Origin of the sequence: Chitinophaga rupis (assembly GCF_900109685.1) — a bacterium.
Taxonomy (GTDB): Bacteria; Bacteroidota; Bacteroidia; order Chitinophagales; family Chitinophagaceae; genus Chitinophaga; species Chitinophaga rupis.
In genome coordinates this window covers 204,949-219,719 of sequence record NZ_FOBB01000009.1, presented here as the reverse complement: position 1 = coordinate 219,719, position 14,771 = coordinate 204,949, and the positions used below count along the sequence as shown (strand labels likewise).

General features: G+C 49.7%; 10 protein-coding genes and 1 riboswitch. Of the genes, 1 reads left to right on the top strand and 9 read right to left on the bottom strand.

Annotated elements, in window-relative coordinates; all coding sequences use genetic code 11:
* Nucleotides 1-34 precede the first annotated feature (34 nt).
* The 6 genes from BMZ54_RS26820 to BMZ54_RS26795 all read right to left on the bottom strand — a co-directional run bounded on the left by BMZ54_RS26820 (nt 35) and on the right by BMZ54_RS26795 (nt 8,946).
* Nucleotides 35-739 (bottom strand): NUDIX hydrolase, encoded by a 705-nt coding sequence (locus BMZ54_RS26820; RefSeq protein WP_089919311.1) that lies wholly within the window; start codon nt 737-739, stop codon nt 35-37.
* Nucleotides 740-1,036: 297 nt separating this feature from the next.
* Nucleotides 1,037-1,684: an HAD family hydrolase gene (locus BMZ54_RS26815; RefSeq protein WP_089919310.1), complete on the bottom strand. Its 648-nt coding sequence runs from the start codon at nt 1,682-1,684 to the stop codon at nt 1,037-1,039.
* Between the two features lie 77 nt (nt 1,685-1,761).
* On the bottom strand, nt 1,762-2,901 hold the full coding sequence (locus BMZ54_RS26810; protein WP_089919308.1) for an efflux RND transporter periplasmic adaptor subunit: 1,140 nt from the start codon (nt 2,899-2,901) through the stop codon (nt 1,762-1,764).
* 1 nt (nt 2,902) lies between these two features.
* Nucleotides 2,903-7,237, bottom strand: coding sequence for a CusA/CzcA family heavy metal efflux RND transporter (locus BMZ54_RS26805; RefSeq protein WP_089919306.1), 4,335 nt, complete (start codon nt 7,235-7,237; stop codon nt 2,903-2,905).
* 168 nt (nt 7,238-7,405) lie between these two features.
* Nucleotides 7,406-7,735, bottom strand: a complete 330-nt coding sequence (locus tag BMZ54_RS26800; RefSeq protein WP_143081150.1) for a hypothetical protein — start codon at nt 7,733-7,735, stop codon at nt 7,406-7,408.
* Between the two features lie 437 nt (nt 7,736-8,172).
* A complete protein-coding gene (locus BMZ54_RS26795) occupies nt 8,173-8,946 on the bottom strand; it encodes an SGNH/GDSL hydrolase family protein (protein WP_089919303.1) in 774 nt (257 codons plus the stop codon).
* Between the two features lie 98 nt (nt 8,947-9,044).
* Between BMZ54_RS26795 and BMZ54_RS26790 the strand changes: the two genes are divergently transcribed.
* Nucleotides 9,045-10,286 (top strand): dicarboxylate/amino acid:cation symporter, encoded by a 1,242-nt coding sequence (locus BMZ54_RS26790; RefSeq protein WP_089919302.1) that lies wholly within the window; start codon nt 9,045-9,047, stop codon nt 10,284-10,286.
* Nucleotides 10,287-10,329: 43 nt separating this feature from the next.
* Here BMZ54_RS26790 and BMZ54_RS26785 read toward each other — a convergent pair whose 3' ends face one another.
* The 3 genes from BMZ54_RS26785 to BMZ54_RS26775 form a co-directional block, all read right to left on the bottom strand.
* Nucleotides 10,330-11,673 carry an amidohydrolase family protein gene (locus BMZ54_RS26785; RefSeq protein WP_089919300.1) on the bottom strand — a complete coding sequence of 448 codons (1,344 nt, stop codon included), beginning with the start codon at nt 11,671-11,673 and terminating at the stop codon, nt 10,330-10,332.
* Complete coding sequence (locus BMZ54_RS26780; protein ID WP_089919298.1) at nt 11,670-12,854, bottom strand: trans-sulfuration enzyme family protein; 1,185 nt, start codon at nt 12,852-12,854, stop codon at nt 11,670-11,672. The genes BMZ54_RS26785 and BMZ54_RS26780 overlap by 4 nt, the downstream gene beginning before the upstream one ends.
* Nucleotides 12,855-13,451: 597 nt before the next feature.
* A riboswitch (SAM riboswitch) is annotated at nt 13,452-13,565 on the bottom strand.
* A 184-nt stretch (nt 13,566-13,749) separates the two neighbouring features.
* Nucleotides 13,750-14,682, bottom strand: coding sequence for an NAD-dependent epimerase/dehydratase family protein (locus tag BMZ54_RS26775; protein ID WP_089919295.1), 933 nt, complete (start codon nt 14,680-14,682; stop codon nt 13,750-13,752).
* Between the last annotated feature and the right edge of the window lie 89 nt (nt 14,683-14,771).

Here is a 14,771-nt window from a genome sequence, read left to right as displayed (position 1 = left end):
TTCATAACGCCCGGTTATACGGGTACTCCATCCATTATTTCAAATTGCCAGGATCGGCCACAAAGTTGAGGAACGCGTGGAACTTGGCGCTGTACTTTCTTTTGTCCAGCTTATAATAGAACGCACCTCTTTTGGAACTGGCTCTTTCCTTGTCTTTCTGTTTTACCAGCAAGCCGGTAGACAATACCTTCCTGCTAAAATTACGCTTGTCGAACACGGTATCATATACTGCCTCATACAAGATCTGTAATTGTGGGATCGTAAACTTCTGGGGTAACAGCTCAAACAGAATGGGATGAATGGCTGCCTTGTACCTTAATCTTGCCTGGGCCTGCGCTACCATTTCCACATGATCAAAGATCAGCTTCGGCAATTTCTTCAGGGAGATCCATTCTGCGCGGTATTCCTCGCTTAGCTGCTGCTTGTAGGTGTTAATGTCTATCAGCGCAAAATAAGCTACAGAAATGGTGCGCTCCATCATGTCGCGGGTGGGGCTGCCAAAGGCCATCAGCTGCTCCATGTACACTCCTTCCAGGCCGGTAAGCACTTTCAGGGTACGTGCGGCGGCTTCCTCAAAGCCTTCATCCGGCTGTACAAAACCTCCCATCAGGCTCCATTTGCCCTTCTCCGGCTCAAACCCACGTTTTATTACCAACAATTTCAGGTCCTGCCCGTCAAATCCAAAAATAATACAGTCTATGGCTACCAGCATTCTAGTTTGCCGGGAATAACGTGTCATACACCCAGGTGTTTAGTTTATGCTAATATATATCACCCGGCTCATATTCTATAAACAACTGCTAAAAAACCATCAGACCGGTAGTTTTTTGCCTCCGGGTGGTTAAACCGGCCTTTTGCCTGTTTGTTTCCTTTTGCAAGATATACAATTAAATGTCATCTATACAATTAATTTTAAAGGTAAGCAAAAGGTGGTTAAAATCATATACGCAGCGGTTAAAATGTAAGCGGAACGCAGCCAGGAAAGGGATTATAAGGCCCGGCACGTCGTTCAGGGGCTTGCCGGGACTGAAGCTGGTTACAGCGCATCCACATCCAGCGTGGTATAATCATCTGCAAAGGCAATGATGTTGGAATAGCCCTCAAACTCCTCACGGGTGTGCATAGTGGTAAGCACTACGCAGCGCATGCCGGCATTGGCAGCGGCTTCTACTCCCTTAGGCGCATCTTCAAACACAATACAATCCGCAGGCGGTACTCCTATGAGGCTGGCGGCCAGCAAAAAGGTTTCCGGGTGCGGCTTGCTGATCTGCACACTTTCCGCGCTTACAATTGCTTTAAAGTAGTGGCGCAGGTTCAGGTTATCCAGCACAAAATCCACGTTAAATGTAATGGCGGCTGAGCCAATGGCCATGGGAATACCCTGCTGGTAAGCCTTTTCCAGGAATGCCGGTAAGCCGGCTATAAGCTCCAGGTGCGGCTTATAGGTTTGCTGGTAACGCCTTTCCTTTTCTACGGAAAGCTCCGCCATCTCGTCTGCCGTAAAACGTCCTTCCCCGAAGATGCGGATCAGCAGCTCATCGTTCTTACCATACATCTGTTTTTTTACGGCCTCCCGTTCCAGGCTGGCTCCCAGGTCCTCCGTGAGGATCTTATACCAGGCGTCTAAATGATAGCCCATATCGTTGATCATGGTGCCGTTCATGTCGAAAAGAAATGCTTTCATGGCACAAAAGTAAAAAAGCGGAAAGCAGAAAGCAAAAAGCTTAAAGCTGCCATTAGCGGATGATGGTGTGTTTGTTGTTATTCTTCTTCACTGATGTTCTTGAGCTGCATTAACAGGGAGTAGGCGCCTTTGGTTACAAAGGCCTGCCGGCTCAGGTTCTCATCCCCTGAAATGATGGCTACCAGGCCCTCTGCATGCGCGCCCGTTTTCACGGGCTGCATTTCAAAGATGCGCTGATCCTTTTGCACAAAAACATATTGCTGGTTCTGGTAACGTACAATCGCTTCTTCCGGTAAGGCCCAGGCAGTATCTGCGGTGGTTTCTATGGTGGCGTTCATGAAAGTGCCGGGTATCAGGGAGCGGTCATAGTCTTCAAAATGGCAGTGCACCTGCACGCTCCTGTCCGGCTCTACATCCTGGCCTACCAGGATGATCTTACAGCGGTACTTTTTAGCCGGGTTGCCATTGGTATAGGCCAGCACCTCCTGGCCTATAGCCAGCTTGTTGATGTCTTTTTCAAATACGGTAAGGCCCAGGTGAATATCGTCCGGGTTCACGATCTCGAACAGCACATCCGGCGGGTTCACATATTTGCCGATGTTCACATTCACTTTGGTTACAAAACCATTAATAGGCGCGTAAATATTCACCTGCCGTGAAATGGAGCTTTCATTCAGGCGTGCGGCGTTCACCCCTATGAGCTTTAACTTTTCATCCAGCCCGCGTAACAGGATCTGCTGGCTTTTATACTCTGCCTCTGTTTGCTGGAACAGCTTATCGCTGCTGGCCTTACTCTGGTTCAGCGTCTGCTGGCGTGCATATTCCTTTTCCAGGAAACCCAGGCGGGCTTTCGAGGTCAGGTAATCCTGCTGCAGCTGAATAAACTGCTGATCTTCCAGCACGCCGATAATATCGCCTTTGTTCACATGCATACCGGGCAGCAGGTTGGTGGATTTTAAATATCCGCCCAGGGGAAAGCTTACGCTCACTATATTCTGCGGCGGCACATCAATTTTACCGCTTACCCGCAGCTCTTCGGCCATGTGATGTTTTTCCGGCCGGGCGGTAACAATGCCTGCGTTCTTAAACTGCGCATCTGTTAACTGCACCAGGTTACCGGCTGTTTTCTGCGGCGCTTTGTCCTCTGCTGCTTTCTTTTGCCCGCAGGCTGCCAGCAGCAATGTCAAAACCCATATATACCGTTGTATATTCTTCATTTTATCTGTTCATTAAAGCATTGATGTTAACAATAGCGCTGTTCAGGTTATTCAACGCATCTATGTATTCATTGCGGATGCCTACTGCCTGGTTGGTAAGCAGCACCCATTCCAGGTAGTTGATCTCCCCGTTCAGGAACTGGTCATTGGCGCCCTGTATGATGGTATCTGCACTCTGCAGGCCGGTATCCTCAAAATAAGATACGGCCTGTAAGGCTTTGTGGTATTGCTTCAGCGCCTGGTCGTACTGCGACTGCAGGTTTTGCACACCGGCCTGGTAATTATTCTCTGCCAGTGTTTGATTGATCTTTTGTGCGCTGATCCTGGCTTTTTGCGCACCAAAGAAAATAGGGATGCCTATGCCTACCTGTACAGACTGAAAGCGTGTGCCCGCAGAATAATACTTATCATCTGCCCCTGTGCCTTTAATGCTGGTATTGTTATATGCCACTAAAAGATCCGGCAGCAGCCTGGCTTTTTCCACGCCGTATTGCATAGCGCTGATCTGTTGCTGCTGCGCCAGCAGCTGCAGGTAAGGGTGTTGTAACAGGCCGGTAGTATCTGTAATAACGGGCAATTTCATTTTTAAGGGAGCCTGTTCCGGTTCCACATCTGCAGCAGTGTTCAGCAGCAGCTTTAGCCTGGATTGCAGGATGCTGTAATCCTGCGATACCTGGTTGAGCTGCTGGCCTGCCTGTCCGCGTTGAGCCGTAGCCGTAGCTTTTTCCACTATATTACTTTCCCCCAGCTTCAGGCGCAGGGTGGCCTTATCCAGGAAGGCTGCATACAGGCTATCTATATACCGCAACAGCTGCTGTTTTTGCCGCAGGTACAACATATTATAGTATACTGTAGTCACCTGTTGCCGCAGCTCTTTTTCCTTTACTGCGGCGTTCAGCACCCCACCCTTCCATTCTGCATCCAGCAGGGCTTTTTGCCTGGTGTAAATGGTGGGGAACTTCATGCTCTGAGAAATGGTGAACTTTGTATCGTTGTAGGCGCTGTTAATTTGCCCGTAGTCGCCGGTGAGCATGGTTTGCGCTACATCCCAGCCGCTGCCTTTCAGCTTTTGCAGATAGTCTGCCTGCAGCTTATCGGTCCGCAGGCTGCGGTTGTTCTTCACAGCGGTATCAATGGCTGCCTGCAAAGAGATGGGTGTTTGCGCCCGTGCAGCCGGTATGCACAACAGTAGTAAGGGCAGTAGTACCGCCGCTGCTTTGGGCGGACGCGGATGCGTACCTTTTTCAAACAACAGGTATAAAGCCGGCAGCACAAACAGCGTAAGGAAGGTGGCTACCAGCAAACCGCCTATTACCACGGTGGCCAAAGGCCGCTGTACTTCTGCACCGGCGCCATTGCTTAATGCCATGGGCAAAAAGCCCAGGGAGGCCACGGAGGCCGTCATTAATACCGGCCGCAAACGCATTTTAGTACCCTGTAAGATCAGCTGTTTTACATCTGTAATACCGGTTGCTTTTAAGCGGTTGAACTCTGCTATTAATACAATACCATTTAACACGGCTACACCAAATAATGCAATAAAACCAACACCTGCAGAAATGCTGAAAGGCATGCCCCGTATAGCCAGCGCCAGTATACCGCCAATGGCGGATAAGGGGATGGCGGAGTAAATGAGCAGTCCTTGCTTAAATGAGTGAAAGGCCAGGTACAGCATAAATAATATGAGCAGCAATGCTACAGGCACGGCAACGTATAAACGTTGTTTGGCCGCCTGCAGGTTTTCAAATGCACCGCCATAGGCAACATGATAACCGGGTGGTAAGGTAATGCGCTGCTGTACCTTTTGCTGTAACTCTTCCACAATGCTCTGCACATCGCGCCCGCGCACGTTAAACCCTACTATAATGCGGCGCTGCGCATCTTCCCGCTGGATCTGGTTAGGGCCTTCCTCTATACTTACCACTGCTACCTGGCTCAAAGGCACCTGGGTGCCGGTGGCCGTGGGTATCAGCAGCTGCTGCACATCCGTTACACCTGTACGTTGGGTACCGCTTACACGCACCACCAGGTCAAAACGTTTTTCCCCTTCATATACCAGCCCGCTGCTTTGCCCTGCAAATGCGGCATTCACGGTTTTGTTAATATCGCTGATGTTAAGGCCATATTGCGCAATGGCATCGCGGTTATAGCGGATCACGATCTGCTGCATGCCGGTGGCCTGCTCCACGTAAAGCGCCTGCGTACCATTAATGGTTTGCACGATGCCGCCCAATTTGCCGGCTAAGCGCGCCAGCGTATCCAGGTCCTCACCGTAGATCTTACATACCACATCCTGGCGTGCGCCGGTCATCAGCTCATTAAAACGCATCTGCACCGGATACTGGAAGCCGAAAGTAACACCTGGCACATCTTCCAGGGCCTTACCCATTTTCTCTGCCAGCTCATTGAATGTTTTGGCAGAGGTCCATTCCTTTTTATCTTTCAGGATCACCATCATATCGCTGGCATCCAGCGGCATAGGATCTGTAGGGATCTCACTGCTGCCGGTTTTACTTACCACTTTTTGCACTTCGGGGAATTTTTCCAGTAATATTTTACTGCCCAGGGAAACTGCGTTCACAGAAGTATTAAGGTTACTGCCGGTGAGCACCCGGGCTTCTACTGCAAAATCCCCCTCTTCCAGCTGGGGAATAAACTCGCCCCCCATGTTGCTTAATACTATCAAAGCCACTACCAGCAGGCCTATGGCGGCAGCGATCAGCATCTTAGGATATTGTATTGCCCTGCCCAATACGCGCTGGTAACGTGCGCTGAGCTTATCCATCATCCTGTCTGACCAGCTTTCCTTAGCAGGTATTTTTTTGCTCAGGAACAGGGCGCTCATCATGGGTACGTATGTTAATGATAACAGGAAAGCGCCTATTAATGCAAAGGTTACGGTTTGCGCCATGGGTTTAAACATTTTACCCTCAATGCCGGATAATGCAAATACCGGCAGGTATACAATGAGGATGATCAGCTCCCCGAACACGGCGGCATTCAGCATTCTGCCGGATGTTTCCTGTACCAGGCCGTCCATTTCCCCTTGTGTAAGCTTTACCTTACCGGAGTGATGCAGGCGGTACATACAGCCTTCTACTATGATCAGCGTGCCATCTACAATAAGGCCAAAGTCCAGCGCACCCAGGCTCATAAGGTTACCGCTTACGTTAAAGATGTTCATGAGTATTACGGCTATGAGCATGGATAAGGGAATAACCGATGCTACCAGTAAACCTGCCCGTAAATTGCCCAGGAACAATACCAGCACAAACACCACTATCAGCGCGCCTTCCAGCAGGTTGCGCTCTACAGTGCCAATGGCGTTCTCCACCATTTTGGTGCGGTCCAGGAAGGGATCTATGATCACACCTTCCGGTAAGGTTTGCTGGATCTGTTTAACCCGCTCTTTGATGTTACGGATCACGGCATTACTGTTGGCGCCTTTTAACATCATTACTACAGCGCCGGCTACCTCACGCTCGCCATTATACGTCATAGCGCCATAACGGGTGGCATGGCCCAAACGTACCTCCGCTACATCCCTTACCAGTAGCGGCGTACCGTTGGCGGTATGTTTGATCACGATCTTACTGATATCATCCGGGCTGCCTACCAGGCCTTCACTGCGGATGTACAGGGCAATAGGCCCTTTTTCAATATAGGCGCCACCGGTGTTCTGGTTATTGTTTTCTACGGCGGTAAACACATCATTGATGGTAATGCCCTGCGCGCTGAGCTTTTCCGGCACTACTGCTATTTCATATTGTTTCAGGTAGCCGCCAAAGCTGCTCACATCCGCCACACCTTTTACACCCAGCAATTGCCGGCGTACTATCCAGTCCTGTATGGTACGCAGCTGCATGGGATCATATTTATCCTCATATCCCTTTTTGGCCCTTACCGTGTACTGGTAGATCTCTCCCAAGCCGGTTGTAACGGGCGCCAGCTCCGGCATACCCAGGCCCTGCGGGATCTGTGCCTGTACGTGCTGCAGGCGTTCTGTTACCTGCTGGCGTACCCAGTAAATATCTACATCATCCTCAAATACAATGGTTACTACGGATAAGCCGAAGCGGGAAAAGCTGCGCATTTTTTTCAGGCCGGGAATATTGCTGGTGGCCTGCTCTATGGGAAATGAGATGAGGCGTTCCACATCCGGCGCGCCCAGCGAAGGGCTTACCGTAATTACCTGTACCTGGTTATCTGTAATATCCGGCACCGCATCAATGGGCAGCCGGGTTACTTCATAAACGCCATACCCTATGAGGGCCAGCATACAAATACCCACGATCAGTTTATGACGGATCGAAAAATGAATAATATGGTTAAGCATGATTGTTCGATATGCAATATGCAGATATGCAGCCGCGCAAATGAGTATACCGTAGCGCTCATTTGCGGTTTGCAAATTCAGTAATTAAGATAATAAATACAACGGGGATGTGCTAATAGCTATATGCGTACAGCGTGTATTACACCTGCACATTTGTATAGCTGCACTTTAGCATACGGACTTCGGAGGCTGGAAAATATCGGGATGGTAAATAAGGGGGTGAAAGCGATTGATATAAGCGGGATATACCACTACTACCTGGCGCTGTGTGGCTATTGTTAATTGTGGTTGTGAGGGTGGCGGCGGTACCGGGCTGGCATTGGTTACATGCTCATGTGATTTGAAGGGCAGCTCCCTATCGCGCTCCCAGTCCTTATCCTTTACATCGCCGCTGAAATAGTGCTCTACTACAAAGCCCCATACGGAAGTGCCGGGTTTTTCGGCCCGGTGCTCATTTAAGTGTGCAAAGAACACAGGGATCTTGACGAGCTCGATCAATTCCGTCGTGTTACACAAGTAAATGGTAAGTAGTAATATGCTGATAGCACGATGCACGGGGCAAAAGTAAGTAAAAAAGCAGAAAGCGGAAAGCTTAAAGCATAAAGCTGGGAAGTATTGCGCCTGGAAAGCGAACAGGTTAAGGAAAAGGTGAAAGTGGAAAGCATAAAGCTTAAAGGGGTAACATTGCGCCGGGGAAGCGGACAGGTTAACGAAAAGCTTAAAGCGCAAAGCAGAAAGCTTAAAGCCCTGGGTAGTACGCGAGGAAAATGAACGGGCCAAGAAAGAAAAGTGAAACAGAAAACAGAAAGCAGAAAGTTGGAAAGCTGCAAATATTGCGCGGGGCAATGACTAATTAAAAAAGCAAAAAGCATTGAGGTAATTGGGCTTTCTCCCTTCTCCTTTATGCTTTTTGCTTTATGCTTTCGGCTTTGCGCTTATTTAACAGCTTCCCTCCATGCAGTAGCCATTAAGCTGGCGCCGGCTACGCTGGGGTGTACGCCGTCGCCGGTCCAGTAGGAACCAGGGGCTACTTTCTGTGCTTTATCAAAGATGCTTTGATAAGGTATGAATACAGCGCCAAAGCTGTCGGCTATTTCGCGGGCGGCCTTACGGTAATCATTAAACGCCGGAAACCATTTATCGTCAACGGCTTTTACACCATTTACGGCAAAGGGCTCACCGATCACGAACTTCACATTGGGCAGCTTTTCCCTGGTGCGGGTAAGCAATGCTTTATAATCATCGCTATATTTCTGTACGGTGCCGGTATAACCGCCGGTAAGGGTATGCCAGTAATCATTTACGCCTATCAGGATGCTCAGCACATCGGGTTTAAGATCCAGGCAATCAGCATCCCAGCGTTCTGCCAGCTGGTATACCTTATTACCGCTGATCCCTTTATTATAGATCTGCAGGGTTTTATCCGCATGTTTTTCCAGTAAAGCGCCGGCTGCCAGGAAAGCGTATCCGTGGCCCAAAGCGCCGGCATCATTTGCATTCATGCTATCGCGTTTGCGGCCTACATCCGTAATAGAATCGCCCTGGAAAAGAATCACGGCATTTTTCTTCAGCTCAATTTTAGCGGCAGCAGGTGCGTTACGGCGTTCCGCAGCCATTGCGGATGTAACAATTTCCTGTAGGCTCATGGCCATTACACTACCTAAAGCGGCTTTTTTCAAGAAACTTCTGCGATCAGATTGTGGAATCATATGATTTCGGATTTACGATTTTACAGTTTAGATTTGGATCGTGGCGAATGCGTATCCCGGTTATAAATCTAAAATCTAAAATCGTAAATCTAAAATTAATGGGCGCTTTTCTCAAAAACTACGGCAATATTATATGGCTACTGGCGGGTATTATTGCCGGCAGTGTACTGGGATTAGTGCTGGGGCCGCGTGTAACGGTGCTGAAGCCCATTGGCGATATTTTCCTGAACCTGTTATTCACGGCGGTGATACCGCTGGTGTTCTTTGCCATTGCATCGGCCATTGCCAATGTGGACCGTACCCAGAAACTGGGCCGCGTAATGTCCGTGATGGTAATGGTGTTTGTGGGTACGGTGCTGGTAGCGGCTTTCCTGACCATTGTGGCCATCTGGCTGTTCCCTATTCACCAGCAGGTAAGCGCACAACCGGGTGTTACGGAAAACATACAGGCGTTAAGCTTAGGGGAGCAGATCACAGCCCTGCTCACCACCAACGAATTCTTTGAGCTGCTATCACGCAAAAGCATGCTGCCGCTGATCATATTTTCTGTAATGATAGGTTTTGCCGTGTTAAGGGCCGGCGATGCAGGCGAACCTTTCCGCCGTTTCCTGAACAGCGGCAACGAGGTTATGAAAAGCCTTATTATTCTTATCATGAAGCTGGGACCCATTGGGTTGGGCGCTTATTTTGCCTACCAGGTGGGTATCCTGGGCCCGCAGCTGTTTGGATTATATGCGCGGTCCATGGCGCTGTATTACGGTTTTTGCCTGTTCTATTTTGTGGTGCTGTTCAGCGTATATGCGTTTATTGCAGGCGGTATAGCGGGTATTAAAAGATACTGGAAAAATAACGTGGTGCCTTCCCTTACAGCAGTGGGTACCTGCAGCAGCATAGCCACTATTCCGGCTAACCTGGATGCCGCTAAAAAAATGGGAGTGCCGGATCATATCAGCAATATTGTGATACCATTGGGCGGTACGCTGCATAAGGACGGGTCCAGCGTTTCCTCCATCGTGAAAATAGCAGTGGTGTTCGCCATGTTCGGCCGCTCGCTGAGCGGGGCAGATACTATACTTTTAGCATTAGGCATTACCGTTATAGTAAGCATGGTAGAAGGCGGCGTACCTAACGGCGCATATATTGGCGAGCTGTTAATGGTATCTGTGTACGGATTTCCGCCGGAAGCCTTACCCCCGGCCATGATCATAGGCACGCTGGTAGACCCGATGGCCACTTTGCTGAATGCTACCGGCGATACAGTGGCGGCTATGATGGTGACGCGTTTTGTGAAGCGGAAAGCAGAAAGCGGAAAGCAGAAAGCTATCGAAGCGGTTGTTTGACCCGCTACATTGCATTGAGCGTTCAGCGTTAGGCATTAAGCGTTTAGCGTAAAATCTTCTTCCCTCCCCTCCATACTTCCACTATTTTACGGGTATTGCGGATGTCCTGCGATGGATCTGCGCTGAGTACAATGAAGTCGGCCTTTTTGCCGGGCTGCAGGGTACCGTAGTCGCCGTCAATGTGCAGCATTTGCGCACCATTGCGGGTGGCGGCGGTAAGCACTTTCAAAGGGTTCATTCCGGCTTCTGTCATCAGCTGCAGCTCCAGGTGTTCGGAGAAACCCTGGGCGCGTACGGGTTGTGCGCCGGAGTCGGTGCCCATTACGATCTTTACTCCTGCGCTGTCCAGCTTGTGCAGGTTACGCTGCGCAGTATGAAAGGCATTTATTTTCTTTTGCCGGTTGGGATCATCCTGCTGCTGTTTTTTATAATCGGCGCTAATCAGCATTTCCCACACGCCGGGTTCCAGGGAGGCTTTAAACAAAGAATCGTTTAGCCATTCGGGTTGATCGGCATACGCGAAGTTAAAATCATCAATGCACAGGGTGGGTATGTAATAAGTGCCTTTGGCCTTAATGTCGTTGATGATAGCTGCGTCTACTTCCTTATCGCGGATGCTGTGTGCCAGCACGTCCACACCGGCAGCTACCAGGCGGCGGGCATCTTCCAGGTAATATACGTGTGCGGCTACACGTAAACCCTGCTTATGCGCTTCTGCAATGGCAGCTTCATATACAGCGGGCTGCAGCCTGGGCTGGGTGCTGTCCCCATCTACCCACATCTTCACAAAATCTACTTTCAGAGTGGCCAGCTGCTGAATGGCTTTTACTGCTTCTTCCGGCGTTTGCGGGCGAAAAGCCTTGTCTGCAAAAGCGGCAGGCGGGGTACCATCTTTAGCGGCTAATCCATAGCCTGCGGTATAAAAAGTAGCACCAGGCAGCTGTCCATGCTGTGAGGCATTGCGCAGCGGGAAAATAATCTCCCTGTCCGTACCCAGGCTTAATACCTGGCTAATACCAAAGGATTCATATTTCTTCAGCTGGCGGATAATATTGCTCTGTGAATAATTCTCCGGCCCTGCCTTGTTGCCTTTAAGCAGGCCCAGGTGCCCATGCCCGTTCACCATAGCAGGCATCACCGTTTTACCGGTTCCATCTATTACCCGCGCACTGGCCGGGGCCGGGACGCCGGCGGCCAAGATCTTTGTTATACGATCGCCTTCGAGCACCAGGCTTACCTTCTTTTTAGGTGCAGCGCCGGTACCGTCTATTAATGTAATGTTCTTCAGTACTGTACTACGGGTGGCGGCAGCAGGCGCCTGCTGCGCATTCACATGGTATACAATAACTAACAGGAGTATCAATACTAAATAGCGGCGTAGGTTCATAAGATGTTACTTGTTGATAACACCGAAGGTAGCTTTTTCTCTGCGCTTTTAAAAGCCTGCGCAAGGTCGGTGATAAGGTCGTCTGATTCTTCCAGGCCTACGGACAGGCGGATCAGGCTATCGGCTACACCGGCGGCGCGGCGTTTTTCGTCCGGGATGGATTTATGCGTCATGCTGGCGGGATGGCATAACAGGCTTTTAATACCACCCAGGCTTTCGGCCAGCTTAAAGTAATGAGTGCTGGTTACAAAGGCCTGTGCTGCTTCATCCGTATCTTCTTTTAACGTAAAGGATACAATGCCGCCAAAACCTTTCTGCTGTTTTTTTGCCAGCGCATGGCCGGGGTGGGATGAAAGGCCGGGGTAAAATACTTTATCTACCGCGGGGTGCTGCTCCAGGTACTGCGCTATGGCCAGGGCATTGGCGCAATGCTGCTTTACGCGCAGGTGCAGGGTTTCAATACCACGTATCAGCAGGAAGCTGTCGAACGGTGAAAGAATTGCCCCACAGGCATTCTGGTAGAACTTAATTTCTGCACCCAGGGTTTTATTGCGCGTTACTACCACGCCGGCAATCAGGTCGCTATGGCCGCCTAAATATTTGGTGGCGCTGTGCACAACTATATCTGCACCCTGTAACAGCGGTTGCTGCAATACCGGTGAGGCAAAGGTATTATCCACACATAACCAGCACTGATGCGCTTTTGCGATGGCGGCTATGGCGCTGATGTCGGAGATCTTTAACGTGGGATTGGTGGGCGTTTCCAGCCATATTAAGCGGGTGGCGGGCGTAATGGCATTTACTACGGCCTGCAGATCAGCAGTATCTACATAATGCACTTTAATACCAAACTTCTCATACACCTTGCTGAATAAACGGAAAGCGCCGCCGTAAATATCGTCTACCGCTACGATCTCATCGCCTGCCTGTAGCAGCTTTAAGATAGCGTCAATGGCGGCCAGGCCGCTGGAAAAGGCTATGCCGGTTTCCCCGCCTTCCAGCTGTGCTACAATGTTTTCCAGTGTTTGGCGGGTAGGATTATTGGTTCGGGCATAATCAAAGCCTTTGTTCACGCCGGGTGCCTCCTGCACGAAGGTGGAGGTTTGGTAGATTGGTACGGCGATAGCGCCGGTTAGTTCGTCTACGGGGATGGAGTGGATTAGTTGTGTGATTGTGCTCATATTCTTTTTGTTTTAATTGTTTTTTGTTCCTTTTTGCTTCCCCAAAAAGGAACGCAAAAAGGGGACCGCAACCGGTTACCGCCCGGTTGCGGGAGGGTACGTTGATTAGGCGGTGTGCTACTGTGGTGACGGGCGTTTGGGCCTTGACAGCAACGCGAAGAGCTCATATTTGTGTCCTGACAGCGACACGGATCAGGTGAAGACCGTAAGGGACCAACGCGATGGCCAGCAATGGCTATACGCTGAGCTATAGCAAAAGCGACTGTGGCGTTGAGCGTTGGTGCCTTGATAGTAATGCGATGGATCAGGCAAAGGCCTTATGCTGTTCCATAGCATGCTATTGTAGTGCCGGTGGCGCCGGTGTGGTGCCGGGCAAAGGCCGTACGCTGTCCGGTAGCACAGAACGTAGCTAATGCTTTTAATACTTATTAATGCTTATCAGGAAAGGTGAGCAAGACAGGTGGTGCCATTTATGGGTGCCAGTTTACGGGAAGCCGGTTTATCCGGTTTATGGATTGCCATAAAACAAAAAAACTCACCTGATAGCCAGGTGAGTTTCTCTTTATTGTACAAAACCTTAAAGTAAACTTAGTACTGGGCTTATCTTTCCCGGTATTACCGGGATGGATGTAGCACCTTGCTCACCGCGTAAACGGTGGCTGGTTGCTAAGGCTTCGCAGGGCCATTTCCCTCTGCCTTTCTTGATAAGTGATCGTAAAGAACTGGTGCAAAGATACAGGCGGGATTGAAATCTCCAAAAAAAATTTTGCCACTTCCCTCCCGTTAACATCTGATTAGGGCCTTAATACCGCTAACAATCGTAATCTTGCGCCACAACAAATTGTAGTGTAAATTCTAGGCAAAGTTATAAAACCGCCCATTCCTGGGTGGTTTTTTATTTCTGTTTAGCGGCGGCGATAGTAGCTTCAATTCCTTTTTCGTAGGTGCTTGGCTGGTAGTTAAAGTAATCATTGAACTTGGTTGAATCAAAGATGTACGGATGATTATTCTGGTACAGCATTTCATGCAGCTCGCCAATAGTGGTATTAAAAATGCCGGCCATCTTCACCATAAAGCTACCCAGTTTTGAATAAGCCGGTTTTACCTGCAGCTGCTCTGCTATCAGCGCGGCATACTGTTTACCGGTAAGGGCAGGATTATAAGTGGGCATATGCCATACCTGGTTATCGCTGGCAAGTGTTTGACCCAGCAGGTACATGCCTTTGCCGGCGTCCGGCGCATAGGTATAACTGTGAGGCAGATCGTCGTTTCCCAGCCACATTCCTTTTTTACCTTTTAGCATATTGTTGATGAGCAGGTTGTTTAGAATGCCTGTGGTATCGGCGCCAGGACCATAAAAATCCGCGGATCGTGCAATGCTGGCCTGCAGGTTGCCTGCTTTTACTTCGTTCATTAAACGGGTGGCTATCTGCGCGCGGATCTCTCCCTTTTTGCTGATGGGGTTATAGGGCGTATCCTCTGTCATAGGCCCGTTCACCAGGCCATACATATATACGTTATCAAAAAAGATGAGGCGGGCGTTGGCAGCCTTGCAGCCGTCTATGGCATTCTGCATCACCTTAGGCCAGGAAGCAGCCCATACCTTGCGGTCATACACCAGGCCGGCGCACAGGTACACTACGTTTGATCCGTTGATGGCGGCTTTGGTTTGTTCATAATTGGTAAGGTCTGCTGCGGCTATATCTGTTTTTGCAGAAAGGGCTTTGGGCTGACGGCTTACCAGCTTTACTGATTGTCCGTTCTTTAGCAGCTCTTTGGTTAACTCTGTGGCAATGACGCCGCCGGCGCCTAAAATGGTGTGTGTCATAGTGGTTAGTTTCCTTTATTATTGATAGTTGAATGGCCTTGACGGTTTAAAGACGAATGAAGATAAATATTATTGTATGAAAATTTATT

What these genes read in the sequence shown, in the direction of transcription:
- BMZ54_RS26785 (WP_089919300.1), bottom strand. Translation starts at nt 11,673, where the DNA reads ATGAACCTACGCCGCTATTTAGTATTGATACTCCTGTTAGTTATTGTA.
- BMZ54_RS26780 (WP_089919298.1), bottom strand. Translation starts at nt 12,854, where the DNA reads ATGAGCACAATCACACAACTAATCCACTCCATCCCCGTAGACGAACTA.
- BMZ54_RS26790 (WP_089919302.1), top strand. Translation starts at nt 9,045, where the DNA reads ATGGGCGCTTTTCTCAAAAACTACGGCAATATTATATGGCTACTGGCG.
- BMZ54_RS26775 (WP_089919295.1), bottom strand. Translation starts at nt 14,682, where the DNA reads ATGACACACACCATTTTAGGCGCCGGCGGCGTCATTGCCACAGAGTTA.
- BMZ54_RS26810 (WP_089919308.1), bottom strand. Translation starts at nt 2,901, where the DNA reads ATGAAGAATATACAACGGTATATATGGGTTTTGACATTGCTGCTGGCA.
- BMZ54_RS26805 (WP_089919306.1), bottom strand. Translation starts at nt 7,237, where the DNA reads ATGCTTAACCATATTATTCATTTTTCGATCCGTCATAAACTGATCGTG.
- BMZ54_RS26820 (WP_089919311.1), bottom strand. Translation starts at nt 739, where the DNA reads ATGACACGTTATTCCCGGCAAACTAGAATGCTGGTAGCCATAGACTGT.
- BMZ54_RS26795 (WP_089919303.1), bottom strand. Translation starts at nt 8,946, where the DNA reads ATGATTCCACAATCTGATCGCAGAAGTTTCTTGAAAAAAGCCGCTTTA.
- BMZ54_RS26815 (WP_089919310.1), bottom strand. Translation starts at nt 1,684, where the DNA reads ATGAAAGCATTTCTTTTCGACATGAACGGCACCATGATCAACGATATG.